Annotated in this window: 11 protein-coding genes; 7 read left to right on the top strand and 4 right to left on the bottom strand. The window is 51.6% G+C overall.

Features of this window, described 5'->3' with window-relative positions; all coding sequences use genetic code 11:
- Window positions 1–92: 92 nt before the first annotated feature.
- A complete protein-coding gene (gene psaX, locus ACM1PF_RS34510) occupies window positions 93–200 on the top strand; it encodes a photosystem I protein PsaX (RefSeq protein WP_416676935.1) in 108 nt (35 codons plus the stop codon).
- Between the two features lie 386 nt (window positions 201–586).
- Here the strand turns inward: psaX and ACM1PF_RS34515 are convergent, their stop codons facing one another.
- On the bottom strand, window positions 587–1357 hold the full coding sequence (locus tag ACM1PF_RS34515) for a CIA30 family protein (protein ID WP_416671144.1): 771 nt from the start codon (window positions 1355–1357) through the stop codon (window positions 587–589).
- Between the two features lie 136 nt (window positions 1358–1493).
- Here ACM1PF_RS34515 and ACM1PF_RS34520 point away from each other — a divergent pair, with 136 nt between their 5' ends.
- Window positions 1494–4319 carry a M48 family metalloprotease gene (locus ACM1PF_RS34520; protein WP_416671147.1) on the top strand — a complete coding sequence of 942 codons (2826 nt, stop codon included), beginning with the start codon at window positions 1494–1496 and terminating at the stop codon, window positions 4317–4319.
- Window positions 4320–4460: 141 nt separating this feature from the next.
- On the top strand, window positions 4461–5543 hold the full coding sequence (locus ACM1PF_RS34525; RefSeq protein WP_416671150.1) for a tetratricopeptide repeat protein: 1083 nt from the start codon (window positions 4461–4463) through the stop codon (window positions 5541–5543).
- 34 nt (window positions 5544–5577) lie between these two features.
- Here ACM1PF_RS34525 and ACM1PF_RS34530 read toward each other — a convergent pair whose 3' ends face one another.
- A complete protein-coding gene (locus ACM1PF_RS34530) occupies window positions 5578–9072 on the bottom strand; it encodes a DEAD/DEAH box helicase (RefSeq protein WP_416671151.1) in 3495 nt (1164 codons plus the stop codon).
- A gap of 787 nt (window positions 9073–9859) precedes the next feature.
- Between ACM1PF_RS34530 and ACM1PF_RS34535 the strand changes: the two genes are divergently transcribed.
- Window positions 9860–10102 (top strand): hypothetical protein, encoded by a 243-nt coding sequence (locus ACM1PF_RS34535; RefSeq protein ID WP_416671154.1) that lies wholly within the window; start codon window positions 9860–9862, stop codon window positions 10100–10102.
- Between the two features lie 89 nt (window positions 10103–10191).
- A complete protein-coding gene (locus tag ACM1PF_RS34540) occupies window positions 10192–10368 on the top strand; it encodes a hypothetical protein (RefSeq protein ID WP_416676948.1) in 177 nt (58 codons plus the stop codon).
- Between the two features lie 36 nt (window positions 10369–10404).
- Here the strand turns inward: ACM1PF_RS34540 and rppB are convergent, their stop codons facing one another.
- Together rppB and rppA are read right to left on the bottom strand one after the other, a co-directional pair.
- Window positions 10405–11754: a two-component system sensor histidine kinase RppB gene (gene rppB, locus ACM1PF_RS34545; protein WP_416671157.1), complete on the bottom strand. Its 1350-nt coding sequence runs from the start codon at window positions 11752–11754 to the stop codon at window positions 10405–10407.
- Window positions 11741–12448, bottom strand: coding sequence for a two-component system response regulator RppA (rppA, locus tag ACM1PF_RS34550; protein ID WP_416671158.1), 708 nt, complete (start codon window positions 12446–12448; stop codon window positions 11741–11743). Before rppA ends, rppB begins: the two co-directional genes overlap by 14 nt.
- 199 nt (window positions 12449–12647) lie before the next feature.
- Between rppA and ACM1PF_RS34555 the strand changes: the two genes are divergently transcribed.
- Both ACM1PF_RS34555 and ACM1PF_RS34560 read left to right on the top strand, forming a co-directional pair.
- Window positions 12648–13325 carry a DUF305 domain-containing protein gene (locus tag ACM1PF_RS34555; protein ID WP_416671161.1) on the top strand — a complete coding sequence of 226 codons (678 nt, stop codon included), beginning with the start codon at window positions 12648–12650 and terminating at the stop codon, window positions 13323–13325.
- Window positions 13326–13540: 215 nt separating this feature from the next.
- Window positions 13541–15157 carry an efflux RND transporter periplasmic adaptor subunit gene (locus ACM1PF_RS34560; protein ID WP_416671164.1) on the top strand — a complete coding sequence of 539 codons (1617 nt, stop codon included), beginning with the start codon at window positions 13541–13543 and terminating at the stop codon, window positions 15155–15157.
- Window position 15158: the final 1 nt, after the last annotated feature.

Raw genomic sequence — 15158 nt, forward strand, 5'->3', positions numbered from 1 at the left:
TGGGAGTCCTACCCCTATTGCTCCGTCAATTTGTTCATTCATTGAAAAAGAGGAGAACTTGATTTATGACATCCAAACGAGATATCCCTCCTATGACTCCATCGGGTAGCGCACCTTATCCATTCCGCGCCACCTGGGCCCTGGTTTTACTCGCCATTAACTTTGTGGTTGCTGCATACTATTTCGGTATTCTCAAATAGCAAATATCTTGAGGCGATCCACGGCATTTCAAGTCCCCACTTGAACCCTGGATAGCATTGATTCAGATTAAATCTCCAGGAGAGAATGGCATTAATATCGAACTGGTGACTGTAGCACGGTTGGACTGTCAGAGGCTGCGGTACACAGGAGGGCAATCCTGCCCCCGATCGATAGGGCTATTCTCCCTGGAGTTTGTGCAGTCACGCATTGGGCAAATCATGGCTGCGAGTGCTGCTAATTCGTATTTGCAGGACTGCTCAAATCGTTTACGCCCCTATCGTTTGCCTTGCAGGCTGAAAGCGTAATTCTTGTGGGGTGGGCATCTTGCCCGCCCAGTCAACCAGGCAGAAGGCTTGATAGGTGATTGATATCACGATCCTAAGTCTCAACTGCTGCTGGAGCCATAGGCCTGAATCGATTCCACCTGAATCTGGAAAAAACCAGCTTGAAAATGAGGATTCAACTCACCATCGTATTCAAACTTACTCAGCATCAGTTGCATCGCGTAGATTTGAGTTGGATCTAGAGGAGAATTGCTGACGGTTTTCGCTCGAAAGACCGGAGTGAAGGCACTGAAAGGAATTTGCACCGTGATCCAGCGATCGGCCACCGTGTCGAAGGAATAGCAGTGGGCCACCCCATCCCAGCGCGTTTCCGTACGCAGCATGAATTTGTAGCGATTGCCATCTCCCTGCACCCGCAGTTCAATCCCATCAAATTCGGACAAATTCAGGGGCGGGTCAAAGTTGCGGGTGCGAACCGACGCAAATCCCCCAGAGTTGGCCGTTGAAACCGTGCCAGAGAAAATCGCCGTTGAGGCACCAATCTGAATGCCGCTCTGGCTGACTCCTCCCATCACCACATCATCTAAAGCGCCCCAAACATCTCGAATATCGCTGGAAGGCTGGGTAAAGTCGAAAATGGGACGATGGGTCAGCATGGCGTTGGTATCCTGAGGAAGGGAAGCAGGCGGTGTAGCTGCATGATAATCCAGGGTGGAGCTGTCTACCTTCGGATCGGGACGACTGCCAAACCACTGCTGAAACCAATCCCACTGGCTCAAAAATGGTATAGCTCCAAAGAAAGATAGGGTTTTGATAAACCGACCGAAATCCCACTGCGATTTTTGGCGATCGGGTGGCTGATTCGCTGTCATGATTTCCCCTGCTGCTTTTAATGCGATATTCCTATCCTAAAAAATATCTGCCCTGTTTCCATCGACCTAAAGTTTGCTAAAAGAAAGGGGCAAGTAGGGTACTCTACCCTCGAATCACCCATCCCGATCGAGCATTATGAGCAATTTCTCCGACTCGTCTGCTGCGGGGACTCCGGCTGACCGAAGTGCAAAGTCTACCCAGGCAAAGGCCGAATTAGAAGCTGGATTATCCGCCCTAAAGCGCAAAGACTATCGAGCCGCGATCGACTATTTAGAAAGGGTTTGCCAATCCGCCATTGATATCACTGTATTGTCTAAGGCGCAGATGGGTTTAGTGAAGGCTTATGCTCAAACCGGAGGGGTGAATGCTGCTACTGCCCTCTGTCGATCGCTCCTCAGCAACGCAAATCCCCAGGTCAGCGCGTGGGCAAACCGTACTCTGCAAGAACTGTCTCGCCGATCGGCTGCCTCCTCTCCTCTGCGTTCACCGGACTCGACTCCTTCTGAGTCCCCCAAGGCAGTTCCCGATCGGGCAACTCCCGAATTAAATTCAGATCTCACGGATTCAGATCTCACCGATTCAGATCTTGCGGATTCAGATATCACCGGATTTGTGCCGTTTCAACCGCCTACGGCTAGTTCCCCATCCGTCGATGCCACGGGCTTTACCCCCATAGGGCAACCTCCCGCCCAACAGAAGCGGGATGGCAGTAGAGAGCGTAACCGATCGAGACCACAATCAGTGGGGCATCATGGTTCGGTAGATGATGAGGAAAAGCTTGATCTGGCGGCTTATCTGACGGAGGGAGATGCAGCAGATGCCTCCCCTACAGCAGTCGGTCAGCCTGGGGGAGGGTTGCTCCGCGAGCAGAATGATTTTGATAATTTTAGTGATTTTGATCAGGACGAGATCGAAGATCTGTCCGCCTATCGATCGGACTCAAGCGATGGAGCCATGCTTGGATCTAATCCTGGATCTAAGACTGGATCTAAAAATGGATCTAACACGCCGATCTCTCCAGTAGAAACACCTGAACGGGCTGAATTGGAGGCGGATCAGCAGGTCGTCCGGCCCCAACCCTCCAGACCATCGACCGGGCGATCGACTTCTGAGGCAGTCCGTCAGGCGACCGTGGAAAGTATTCCCTGGCGGCAAGCAGGCAGAGCGCAGAAGTGGAGCAGTTTGGGGAAAGTGGATCTGTCCAAGCTCTGGGGCTTGCAACTACTGACGGGGGTGCTTTTGGTGGGGTTGGTGACTGCTCTGCTGGGGGTCAGTCAGGTTATCTTAAACGGCATACTCTGGTTCTTCTCCTGGATTCCCTTCTTGCGATCGGTGCGGTTCTATGGCGATCCCTTCTGGTTTGTCGTCATCACTCTGGGTCTGCTGCTCCTGGCGGCTCCCTGGTTGCTGGAGGGGATCCTCAAGCGGGTGTACCATCTCAAAGCCTTCAGCCTCGAGCAGCTCGGAACCTTCAGCCCCGAAGCCATGCGCCTGATCAAGCGGGTCTGCAATCAGCGACGACAACCCGTTCCCAACCTGGGGATTGTCCCCACAACGGCTCCCCTGATCTTCACCTATGGCTATCTGCCCCAGCACACCCGAATCGTGGTTAGCCAGGGAATGCTCGATCGCCTCAATGATGATGAGCTGGCTACTTTGTATGCCGCTGAACTCGGTCATATCACCCACTACGCCACGGGGATTCTCACCTGGGTCACACTGGTGATGCAACTCCCCTACTGGGTCTACTGGTCAGTGGCGACCTGGGGGAACCAACAGCGCGATCGGGTGCTTCAGTCCGTTGGTGTGCTGGTGTCTGCGATCGCCTATGGGGTGTACTGGGTTTGTCGATGGGCTGGACTCTGGTTGACCCGGGCTCGACTGTATTATGGCGATCGGGTATCTACGGAGCTGACGGGTAACCCGAATGGACTAACTCGCGCCCTCCTGAAAACCACGATTGGCATTGTCCAGGAGATTCAGCAGCAGACTTACACCCCTCCCCTGCTGGAAAGCCTGGAGCTATTACTACCGATCGGTGCGCAGAATGCCCTGACCCTGGGCAGCGTTTACCCCCATCATCCCACCACCGACCTGCTGGAATGGGATCGCAGCCATCCCCATCGCCGCTGGTTAACCATCAACAACAGCCATCCTCCCTTGGGCGATCGGCTGAACCTGCTGACCGTGTACGCCCAGCACTGGCGACTCGAACCTGAATTGGCATGGCGGCAGGAATCCCCACCGACTCCCTCATCCCCTCACCCATCCACCCCTCTTCTCCTCCAGGGTTCTCCCTACTTCGGGGCCCTCTTTGGCTTACTGGTGGCCGCCTGTCTATGGTTAATCGGTTGGATTGCCTACGTCTATCGCTGGTCGTGGCTGGACTGGATTTGGCTCGATCGTCAGGTGCTCCTGATCAGTTGCCTGTTGCTCGGATTCGGGGTGGGTTTGCTGCTGCGAATTAACCCAGCCTACCCCGATACCAAACGACTGCCAACGGCTAGCCTGGACTGGGGGGACTGGTTGAGCCGTCCCAATGCCATGCCGATCGACAAAACCCCGGTTCGCCTCCAGGGATACCTGCTGGGAAGACCCAAATTTCTCAATCGCTGCTACCAGGACTTGATGTTGCAAACCCAAACCGGCTTGATTCGCCTCCACTACACCTCCAGAGGGGGCTTCCTGGGGAATCTGATTTCCCAATCGCCGCGCCCGACTGATCTGGGAAAAAATTCCAGCCTGGGCAAAAATTCTAGCCTGGGCAAAAATTCCAGCCAAACTTTCACCGAACCGATCACCGTAACGGGTTGGTTGCGTCGAGGAGCCACCCCCTGGCTAGAAGTCGATACCATCCAAACCCAGCGTGGGACTACCGTACGCAGCGGCCACCCCACCTGGTCGGCGATCGTCGCGATCCTCAGTGCCCTCCTCGGCATTTACTTCCTGTTTCGAGGCTAGCCTCGTAGGGGTGAATCGCAATTCGCTTTTGCTCCATTCGCTTCTACCCCACAAGGGATGGAATGAGCTGGCAGGCAAGATGCCTGCGCTACAAATTTAATTCCCCACTCCCTACCCCTCACTCCCTACTCCCTACTCACCATGCTTGAAGAACTCGCCGCTGCCTTCGATCGCCAGGACTACAAAACCGCTGCCTCCCTGCTGAAACAACTGCGTCAAAGCTCCCCCGATAGTCTCTGGGTCAAGTTGTATGCTGGGCGACTTCAGGAGGTGTCTGGGAAACCAGCGGCGGCGGCGGCGGCCTATCGTCGAGTGTTGCAGAATACAACCAATCCGAAATTGGTGCGCCAGGCCCGGGAAGGGTTACAACGCTTGAAGAATGCCCAATCTAACAGTCCATCCCCTGCCGTTGCCGATCTGGCGGATCCGGGAACAGGCTTTCTGGTGCTGGAACCGATCGCCCCGGAGGCGCGTCAGGTGGCGGCTCAGGCATTTGCCCGGATCATGAAGCTGGATCCCTACACGGCCCGGTTGATTCTGCCCAGTCGGGGGTGGAAGCTGTACCGGGTGGGAGGTTTCAGGGAAATGCAGCGATACACCCAGGAGCTTTGTCGGAGCGGGATGCCAGCCTTCTGCGGTTCGCTGGAGGCGATTCAAAAAATCCGCGTGTTTCGGGTGCAGTATTTTGAAGCGGCTTCCCCTCAGGTCAAGGTCGTTTGTCAGAATGAAGCGGATGAGCTGGGTTCCCTCAGTTTCCAGTGGTCGGAGGTGGCCAATCGAGTGGAGGGAATGCTGCCGATTTTTGAAGATGTGGTAGATTTGGGGGCATTTAACAAGCTAAAGCGGAAAGAGCAAACCCAGGATTTTGCCCAGATTATGGATTTACATTTACCCCGACGAGGCTGTATTTTGCGGCTGTGCGATCGGTCTTATCAGTTTGATCAGGGGGTGGTGTTTGATGCCAGTCAGGATGGAGCAATGTCAGTGGCTCAAACCACAACGCGCATTCGCTGGAATAAGATGCTGGCATTTTTAGATAAACGATTAACGAATATTCCCATCTGGTCAGATTTTTCGGTTTTTGCCGACAGTGCGTTAGAACATCTGGACTTTGTGACCAGTCTGCGCCCTTATGTGGATGTGCTGCGGAAAGCTCCCTCCAACTGGGATCCCGCGTTTCAACTGTACAGTGGGCTGGTTTATGGCTATCCCAAACAAGGTTGAGTTATTGATCAAATTTGGGTAATTTTAATCGGGCTTACCCTTCATCTTCATCATCAATCACGGCAGCCCGATCGAGTAATAACAAATTCCTCAACGCATCTGTATCTAATTCCGTTAGCCAGTTTTCTCCCGTTCCCACCACCTGCTCTGACAGAGCTTTTTTGCTTTCAATGAGTTCGTGAATCCGTTCCTCCAGCGTTCCGGTTGATACGAACTTATGCACCTGCACATTGCGGGTTTGCCCAATCCGAAACACCCGATCGGTTGCTTGATTTTCCACGGCTGGATTCCACCAGCGATCGAAGTGAAAGACGTGATTGGCGCGGGTCAGGTTCAACCCTACTCCCCCTGCTTTGAGGGAGAGAATGAAAATTCGGGGAGCCTGGGGATCATTTTGGAAGCGATCGACCATTGCCTCCCGCTGATTTTTGGAGGTGCTGCCGTAGAGGAAAAACACCTCTCGCTGGAACCGTTGCTCCAGGTAGCTTTGCAGTAATTTACCCCACTGGGCAAACTGGGTGAAGATCAAAGATCGATCGCCTTCGGACAGGACTTCCTCCAGCATTTCTTCCAGGCGTTGGAGTTTACCGGAATGGTTGGGGAGTGGGGAGTGGGGAGTAGGGAGTAGGGCTTTTTCTTCCTCATCGCTGTCTTCTAAACCTTTGAACAGGATGGGATGGTTGCAGACTTGCTTGAGTTTGGTGATCAGTGCCAGGATCATGCCGCGCCGTTGGATACCTTCGGCGGATTCGATGTTGACCAGGGATTGATCGACGAGTTTTTGGTAGAGGGCAGCCTGCTCGCTGGTGAGGCCACAGAAGACGGTCATTTCCTGTTTTTCCGGCAGATCTTGAATAATGGAACGATCGGTTTTGAGTCGGCGCAAAATGAAGGGCTGCACCAGGGAACGCAGGGTTTGCAGGGAAGCGGTGTCGCCATAGCGTTCAATTGGTACAGCAAAGCGACGCTGGAAGAAGTTTTTGGGCCCTAAATACCCTGGATTCAAGAAATCGAGAATCGACCAGAGTTCTGCCAGACGGTTTTCCACGGGGGTTCCAGTTAAGGCAATGCGGAATTGGCTTTCGAGTTGGCGCACAGCCTGGGATTGCTTGGCATCTGGGTTTTTAATATTCTGCGCCTCATCTAAGATGATTCCCTGCCAGTCTACGGTCTGAAGATGCTTGATATCTCGCTGCACTAACGAGTAGCTGGTGATGACTAAATGTTTATCTTTGACTGCCTTGGCAAAAGCCTTACCCTGCGATCGTTTGTCGCCATGATGCACCAGGGTTTTCAGGCTGGGGCCAAATCGTTTGACTTCCCGTTCCCAGTTACCCAGAACGGAGGTGGGGCAAACCAGCAGCGTCGGCTTTTCTAAAACCTCGTTTTCCTGGAGGTGCAGCATCAGGGCAATGAATTGAATGGTTTTCCCTAAGCCCATGTCGTCCGCCAGGCAGGCCCCCAAGCCCCATCGCTCCAGGAAGGCCAGCCAGGAAGCTCCCCGCACCTGATAGGGCCGCAGTTCTCCCTGGAAGGAGTCTGGAACCGGAATTGGCTCAACGCTTTGATTGCCCTTGGTCAGGGTGTCGATCAGCTCTTGCAGGGTTCCCGATGCCTCGAAGCCCACCACTGGGAGCTTTTCAATCATCTGAGTGTCGCCAGTACTGATCCGCAGGGCATCCTCCAGGGATAGAGACATTTGATCCTTGCGGCTATCAAAGAAAGCCTGGGCCGCCTTCACATCCTGGGCGCGAAACTCAACCCATTCCCCATTAATTTCCACCAGGGGCGTATTCTGAGCTACGAGGCGATCGAACTCTGTCTTGGTCAACCGCTGGCCGCCGATCGTCAGTTCCCACTTAAAGTTCAGCAAACTTTGCAGCCCCAACCGCTGATTTTTACCCAGCTTAGGCGGTTCTGCCTGTACCCGTAACCCCAGCCGATTGGCCCAACCTTCCTGACTGGCCAGACTGGGGGGCAAAATCACGCCAAAGCCGCTATCCTGAAGTCGCCAGGCGGTTGATTTAATAAACTCATACACCTGCAAGGGATGCAAAGCGCAGGCGTGGGGCTGGGATTCCTGGAGGCTGGGTTCCAGTACCGGATACAGTTTGGAGGCAAACCCTAAGCCCGCCAACAGGGTTTCCTGGGGTTGCTCAATCACTCGCCCCATATAGTCCAGCCGTTCTACGGGATTATTCCATACAGTACGCGCACTGATTAAAAGTTCTGGATCGTTGGCGGCTTGCAGGAAGTACTCCAGCGTCCAATCCGTTTGCCCCGTCGTTGGGGGTTGGAGATAAAAGCAGGTGCGAAAGGCGTTGGTCTGGCTCAGTTGCCGTTGAATTGGGGCGATCCAGTTGGTGAGGGCGGTGTCCAGTTGCTCAATACGGGGGCGTTCAGCCGAGAGGACAGGTTCTTTGCTGAGGGCATACAGCCATTCCCGCAGGGGTAAATCCTTGGGGAGGGGGGCTGTAGGCAGGGGATGATTGGCGGCAACGGTGCGAACCTGATAGTCGATCGCCTGGTTCAAGAAACTGAACAAAATGGCCTGGGGGGAGGGAAAGGCATCCTGCTCCCCATAGGTACGGCAGATACCAGGCATTTGATGGGCAAATTTTTCTAGCCGCGCCTGATCGATGCCGCTGTCAATCAGCACCTGCCAGTGCGCCAGTCCCCCACCTTCTGAATCAAGGGATAGTCCTGGTAAAAATTTGTTACGGCTCAGGAGATCTAAATGCCAGCGGGCAACGTGAGACCAAAAGCGGAGGTCTGCCCCCAACCAGGACAGGGTTTCATCCTGAACGGAACTGAGGGGAAGGGACTGGAGCAGTTGCAGGGCTTCAGCAACGGTGAGGCGAATCCCCTGAGTTTGCCAGGAATAAAGGCGCAGGGACGAAGAGTCCGGCTGGTTGTTGCGCGCTCCATTGTGGGCTGAATCAGAATTGCGATCGGCGGCGGAATGTTGGGGAATCAGGGCAATGCCGTCCGATTCATTTTGCGGCTGACAATAGGTGGGCAAGCCAACGGGGAGGGTTTGCCAGCGGGGATGCGAAACTGGTGCCTCATCCGATTTGCGTTTCCGAGAGGCGGTTTCCGATGAGCGGGTTGGGGAGGATTGAGCCGATCGCGCCTTAGAGCGGCCTTTCGCTTTGGCGGGTGCTTCCAGGGAAAAATCGGCAACGGCCCAGTTGAGCTGGCGGAATTGATGCAGCGATCGAAGTAAGTCGGTGAGTTCTTCGATCGTCATGGTGAAGGGATGGGGCAGAGGAGAGTGAGGAGTGAGGAGTGAGGAGTGAGGAGGATCTGCTGAATTCTGGGGTTGGGAGTCCTGATCGTCACCAGAGGCGATACCAGAGGCGATCGCTTCGATTTCCACTGGCTCAATCTCCACTGGCTCAACTCGTCGCCAGACTTCTCCCCAAATCAAAAAATAGCCGCCTGCGTTGGAGCTGGTTGCGCCTGCGGCGGACTGAGCAAAAGCTTGTCCCTGGGGGGGAGAAATCCAACTACCGTGTAGAATCGCCATGCCAGTGTGCAGTCTCCAACGATCGTCGCCAAATCAAACTAGTTAACGAAATTTAACAGAAAGCGGAATGACTAGGGTTTGCAGACTCCCCTCAGGTTGTGTCTGTCACCCTATCTAAGCCCCTTCCGCATAGTCAGGGCTGCGTCAATTAGGACTCATTGTATCGAACGCTTCCCCTTTGTTGCATGAAGAGATTTTAGAACTTCCGTTATGCCTGTTCTAACCCACTGAAGAATTATGGATTAAATAACCTGTACAGTACTCTACCTTACTGACTGGGCGGGCAAGATGCCCACCCCACAAGAATTTCAGGTTATTAAATTTCAGTAGATCACAAACCTTGTTTAGATCCCCCCTAGCCCCCCTTGAAAAGGGGGGGAACCGAGCCGAAGAGGGGTTGAAGTCCCCCTTTTTAAGGGGGATTTAGGGGGATCAACTCCAGGGTTCACTGTGAAATGAACCCATTTTAGATCTACTGAATTTGCATTCCTAAAAAAAATTCGTCAAAAAGATTGACGGAATCTCAAGAATTCTCTACGCTATTCGATTAAGGCGATGAATCCCCCTGGTGTGGTAAAAACGTCGCTGGCTCTCAGGAAGCTGGCGTGACCGAGCGGTGCCAACAACACCACTCAGCCACTAATCCAACAGACAAGCTGACAACGAGTCTGTACAGGCTGGGGTCTATTTTAGCTAAGGTTCGTCCAAGGTTAAGCGCGATTCTGGTTTGGTGGGGAAAACTGGGTTCCTGAGTTTCTTCCCTCCAATACTCAAAGGAATTCTTTCCATGACAGGTGAAAACTGCATATTCAACTCCGGCAGCGAATCCGACTCGTTGCCCAATCGGGAGTTGCCAAACCGGGAATCCATCAAGCTTGTGGCGATCGGCTCCCATGAAGGCGTGAATGAGATCATCCATCAACTGCACGTCCTCAATTTCCGCGATGCCACCACCTGGAGTCGCTTCCTACCCACGCCAAATCCCAATGAAGTGATGAAAATTAACACCCACTATCGGATCAGGAGGTAAACCGTTTGATTCATTGCCGTGCTTGATCCATTGCCATTATGATCCATTGCCATTAATTGTTGTAGTGCGGGCATTTTGCCCGTGATCGGATGCTGTTCAGCGCAGATGAAACCATCAAATTATGGGATGTTCAGTCCGGGAAATGCTTAAACACCCTGAGAGCCGATCGCCCCTACGAAGGCATGAACATTGCAGGTGTGACTGGGCTAACAGATGTCCAAAAGAATACGCTGAAAGCATTAGGGGCGATCGACATAGAGATCTAACTTCATCCAGCCTTTTCCGAAGATATGCAATATCTATTAAGAAATCTGTAAAGGTAAGCGAACCGTAAATACACTGCCCTTACCAATATCACTCTGAACCTGAATCTTGCCATGATGGGCTTGTACAATGGCTTGAGCAATGGATAATCCCAATCCGGCTCCACCCGTTTTCCGAGAGCGATCGGAATTCACCCGATAAAACCGATCAAAAATTCGAGATTGCTCTACCAAAGAAATTCCGATACCTGTATCTTTCACAGATAGTATGGCATTCTCTTCCTCCTGGTTCAACTGCATGATTACTATTCCTCCCGGTGGTGTGTATTGCATCGCATTAGTCATCAAGTTTGCGAACGATCGATAGAGTTGTTCTTCATTACCCAAAACAATCAGAGTCTGAGAAGTTTGGATGTCTGCTTTCAAGATAAGATCAGAGGCGATCGCCAATGCAGAAAACTCCTCAATTAGATCTTCAATCAGAGTATTCAGACAGCACAAGCTAAGGCGAATTACGTTACCTTGTAAATCCAGTCGGGAGAGCAACAACAGATCCTGAACAAGATTAGAAAGCCGATTATTTTGTCGTTCAATAATGCGAAGTGTATTGCGAACTTCTGATTCAGAAAGCTCAGGCTCATCCAGCGTAAACTCAACCGTTGAGCGGATTGCAGCTAAAGGTGTACGAAGTTCATGGGCAGCATCTGCTGTGAACTGCTGAATCTGACGGTAGGATTGATACACAGGACGCATGGCGACACCAGACAACCACCAACTAGCCCCCGCAACCAACAACATCGCAATGGGTAAACCAATAATTAGCGTCCATCGAACGCGAGCCAGATGGGTTTCATAAGCCTCTAAGGATTCTCCCACCTGAATATAACCCCAAGGAGATTGGTTGCGGGTTTTGAGAAACAAAGAGACTTGCCGATAGGAAGTTCCATTTCCTGCCTGAAGCGTTTGCCAGGAAGGTGCGGGGATTTGCAGAGAAACTCCTTCAGGTTGTTGCCCTACAGTGGCAAGAATTTTTCCATTCGGATCGACGAAGCGAATATAGTAATTTTCTTGTTGCACAACCCCAGCAATATGTCGTTCTGCGATCGGGGCTTGTTCTGGGCATTGCGTACCGTTTACACAGACCAACCCTGGTAGAAAATGGTCAACAATCGGCTCTACCTTTCCTGGTTGCTCTAACACAGGTTCAATTCCATCATGTAAAGTCCCTGCAACCGTTGCGAGTTTGCGGTTAAGGGACTCCCAGTGTTCGTGTGCCATTGATTCATAGAAGCCAAACCCACAGGCTGCCAGAATCAGCCCCATTGTTCCGGCATATAGACCAGCCAAGCGTTTGCGGGTAAGGGAAAAGGCATGATTACGATTCATCATAAGAAGGCGTATTAAGACGATAGCCAATGCCATGAACGGTTTCAATGATTCCTTCGCAGCCATATTCTGCTAGCTTTCTTCGTAAAAGCCGCATCTGGGCAGGAACAACATTACTACCGGGTTCTGCCTGCATGGACCATACCTGATTCACAATTTGATCGCGGCTAAGAATTTGATTAGGATGCTGCATAAAATACTCCAAAAGTTGAAATTCTTTGGCAGTTAGAGGAATAGTTTGGGAATGGGTCGCACGGTCTGTAAAGGCGATCGTAAAGGTGCTGTAGTTCAAAGTTAGGCATCCAATTTTGAGTTGCATAGGTTGCAAATGTTGCGATCGTCGTTGTAAGGCACGAACGCGGGCTAAAAGTTCAGCATTGCTGAAAGGCTTGACCAAGTAATCATCGGCTCCAGCATCCAGCCCTACCACTTTGTCTTCAATCTGGTCTTTGGCAGTCAGCATCAACACTGGCACAGCATTCTTATTTGCCCTTAAGCGTTGACACAGTTCTATCCCTGAAAGTCCGGGAAGTAACCAATCGAAAATTACAACCGTGTATTGTGTCCATTGATTTTGCAGATACTCCCAAGCCGCATTGCCATCCATTACGCGATCGACAATATATTTCTCCCGCAGTAAGGTGCGTTCAATAATTGCGCCTAGGTCAGGTTCATCTTCAACCAATAAAATTCTCATACTTGAACAATTGAACTAATCTTTTCGCATGGAAATATCAAGCAACTATCGAGAAATTAACATCCAAAAATCAAATCAAAGTGAAATTTTGCTTCAGAAGATAAATTCACAATTTCATCTCAATTTTATATTCAGGCGACACAGTGGAGTTGGTGAGCCATTTGGCTCTACTGCCACAATTTTAGGAGATCGCACACGCATGATGATTTTTGGAAAAATGCTGCTGGCTGTCATTTTTACAGGAACTCTTGGGCTAGTATCCTGTAGCCCAGAAAGTGTTGTTAGCCAAGCTGCCGAAGAAAAGACTGCGGCGGAGAACCTGGCGGAAGCAAACATGCCACCGCACCAAATGGACGGTATGAGGCATGGCTCTATGAGCCTCGGTCCAAAGGATGAATTCTTTGATTTACGGTTTATTGATGGCATGGTGCCACACCATGAAGGTGCTGTGTTAATGGCGCAGGAAGCATTGCAAAAATCTAGTCGCCCCGAAATTCTTGCCCTGGCAGAAGCCATTATTGCTGCTCAGGAAGTGGAAATTAGCCAGCTACAAGATTGGCGCAATGAATGGTATCCCAATGTGGAAGAACAACCCGTGATGTGGCACGACAGCATGAACCATATGATGCCCATGACCGAAGAAATGCGTGATGCAATGCGAATGACGGAAGACTTGGGGGAAGCCGATGAGCAGTTTGACTTGCGCTTCATTAACGCAATGATTCCTCACCATGAAGGTGCGCTGGTCATGGCACAAGAAGCACTGGAAAAGAGCGATCGACCTGAAATTCGTCAAATGGCTGAGGATATCCTCAGTTCTCAACAGCGCGAAATTGACCAAATGCGGCAGTGGCGTAGCGATTGGTATGGCGAATAAAGGGTAAAACCCGATCGCATGAAGACCAAGAACCACTGTTTTTTGCGGAACCCTGCCACAATTTCATCTCAATTTTATTTTTGGCTGATAATCTTTGCAGCCAGATATAGTTGTTTGTCGAAGTTGGTCTGTTGATTGTGATCTATTGACTGTGATCTATTGACCGTGGTCTACATCTGTTGGTTTGTGATAACATCGCGTATTTCTTAAATACTATGCCTTTCATACCTGCTAGCATTCGCATCCGTTGGGAAAGCCGTCTCGCTTTTGTGCTGTTGGGGATGGTGTTGGTTGCATCCCCGCACCTTGCATTTGCCCATGTTGGGCATGATCACGGTGAAGAATTTCAGCAAGGAAGTAGCCAGCCCGTAGGAGGGGTAAGGGTGGATGCACAAACCGCTCAACGATTGGGGCTTTTGGTGGAATCTGTATCTAAGGAGTTTTTAGACGTTGGAATTCAAACGACTGCAACGATTGAAACCCAGCCAGATCAGCAGGTGGCGGTGAATGCACCGATTAATGGAACCGTAACGGAGCTGTTGGTGCAACCGGGCGATCGGGTTGAGCGAGGGCAACCTGTGGCGGTGGTAGTTGCTCCTGAACTCATTGAGCTACGAGTGAATTCTCAAAGCAATCGTGCCCAAGCTCAAGTAGAATTGCAACAGGCGCAAACCAACTTATCCCTTGCCCAACAAAACTATGAGCGGCAGGTTGCTATCGCTGATGCTGAAATTGAAGCAGCACAGCGACAGTTACAGTTTGTGCAGGAGCGTTACGATCGCGATCAGGAATTGGTAGAAGCTGGGGCGATCGCCCGACAACAGGTTTTGGCTTCCGAGTCAGACTTAGCGGCAGCTCAAAGCCAACTGACCCAGGCAAACAGCCGCAAAGCAGTATTGGAAGCTGAAGCCGAGATTGATCGAGCCAGGGCATCTTTAGAAGCCGCGCAAACCCAAACTCAACTCAGTGCAGCCACCTACGAAGCTCGTTTACAGCAATTGAATAGCCCCGCTAGCAATGAGGGATTTGTTACTGTTGTTGCGCCCATTTCGGGCACAGTTGCCGAGCGCACAGTAACGCTAGGTGAGGCAGTAGAAGAAGCCGTTACGCCCCTAATCCAAATCATTAATGGCGATCGTCTTTTCGTCACTGCCAACGTCTACGAAAAGGATTTAGCGGCTGTTACCAACGGGCAACGGGTAAGGGCAACTGTGGCAAGCTTGCCGGGACAAATATTTGAGGGGCGAGTTGTCGTTGTGGGGGCAAGGGTCAACGGCGAGACACGCAGCATCCCCGTTACGGCAGCACTCGAAAACAGCAATGATCTGCTAAAACCAGGGATGTTTGCTGAGTTGGAATTGTTGGTCGATCGTACACTTACTGCTGTGCTCACTGTGCCCACCACGGCTTTACTGGAAGCGGATGGACGTACTCTCGTTTTTGTACAAAATGGTGATGCCTTTGAACCTGTAGAAGTAACCATTGGACGCAGGGCAGGCGATCGAATTGAAATCATCAACGGACTGTTTGAAGGCGATCAGGTGGTAGTACAAGGGGGCTTACAGCTTTACGCCCAATCATTGCGGGGAGATGTACAAGATACACCAACAGCAGCCATAGAAGAACCTGGTGAGGCTGCTTCTGGAGGGTTGCCTTGGTGGACGCTGTTGCCCGTGAGTGGGGTGATTGCCGCAGGAGCATTTGTGGCAGGACGGAGAACTCGTCGTGTAACGCCTCCCATGCCGGGGGGAAGCCGAGTCACCCTGGAGGAGTTAATGGAACCAGAATCTCCCAAAGCTCCAGAATCTTTAGAAAAGGCAGGGGTCGAATAAA

The sequence above is a fragment of the Egbenema bharatensis FJBBOT/2019 genome (assembly GCF_048077055.1).
Classification (GTDB): Bacteria; Cyanobacteriota; Cyanobacteriia; order Elainellales; family Elainellaceae; genus Egbenema; species Egbenema bharatensis.

Excerpts from the sequence above, each read along its gene's own strand:
- psaX (WP_416676935.1), top strand. The coding sequence starts at position 93 with ATGACTCCATCGGGTAGCGCACCTTATCCATTCCGCGCCACCTGGGCC.
- ACM1PF_RS34515 (WP_416671144.1), bottom strand. The coding sequence starts at position 1,357 with ATGACAGCGAATCAGCCACCCGATCGCCAAAAATCGCAGTGGGATTTC.
- ACM1PF_RS34520 (WP_416671147.1), top strand. The coding sequence starts at position 1,494 with ATGAGCAATTTCTCCGACTCGTCTGCTGCGGGGACTCCGGCTGACCGA.
- ACM1PF_RS34525 (WP_416671150.1), top strand. The coding sequence starts at position 4,461 with ATGCTTGAAGAACTCGCCGCTGCCTTCGATCGCCAGGACTACAAAACC.
- ACM1PF_RS34530 (WP_416671151.1), bottom strand. The coding sequence starts at position 9,072 with ATGGCGATTCTACACGGTAGTTGGATTTCTCCCCCCCAGGGACAAGCT.
- ACM1PF_RS34535 (WP_416671154.1), top strand. The coding sequence starts at position 9,860 with ATGACAGGTGAAAACTGCATATTCAACTCCGGCAGCGAATCCGACTCG.
- ACM1PF_RS34540 (WP_416676948.1), top strand. The coding sequence starts at position 10,192 with ATGCTGTTCAGCGCAGATGAAACCATCAAATTATGGGATGTTCAGTCC.
- rppB (WP_416671157.1), bottom strand. The coding sequence starts at position 11,754 with ATGATGAATCGTAATCATGCCTTTTCCCTTACCCGCAAACGCTTGGCT.
- rppA (WP_416671158.1), bottom strand. The coding sequence starts at position 12,448 with ATGAGAATTTTATTGGTTGAAGATGAACCTGACCTAGGCGCAATTATT.
- ACM1PF_RS34555 (WP_416671161.1), top strand. The coding sequence starts at position 12,648 with ATGATGATTTTTGGAAAAATGCTGCTGGCTGTCATTTTTACAGGAACT.
- ACM1PF_RS34560 (WP_416671164.1), top strand. The coding sequence starts at position 13,541 with ATGCCTTTCATACCTGCTAGCATTCGCATCCGTTGGGAAAGCCGTCTC.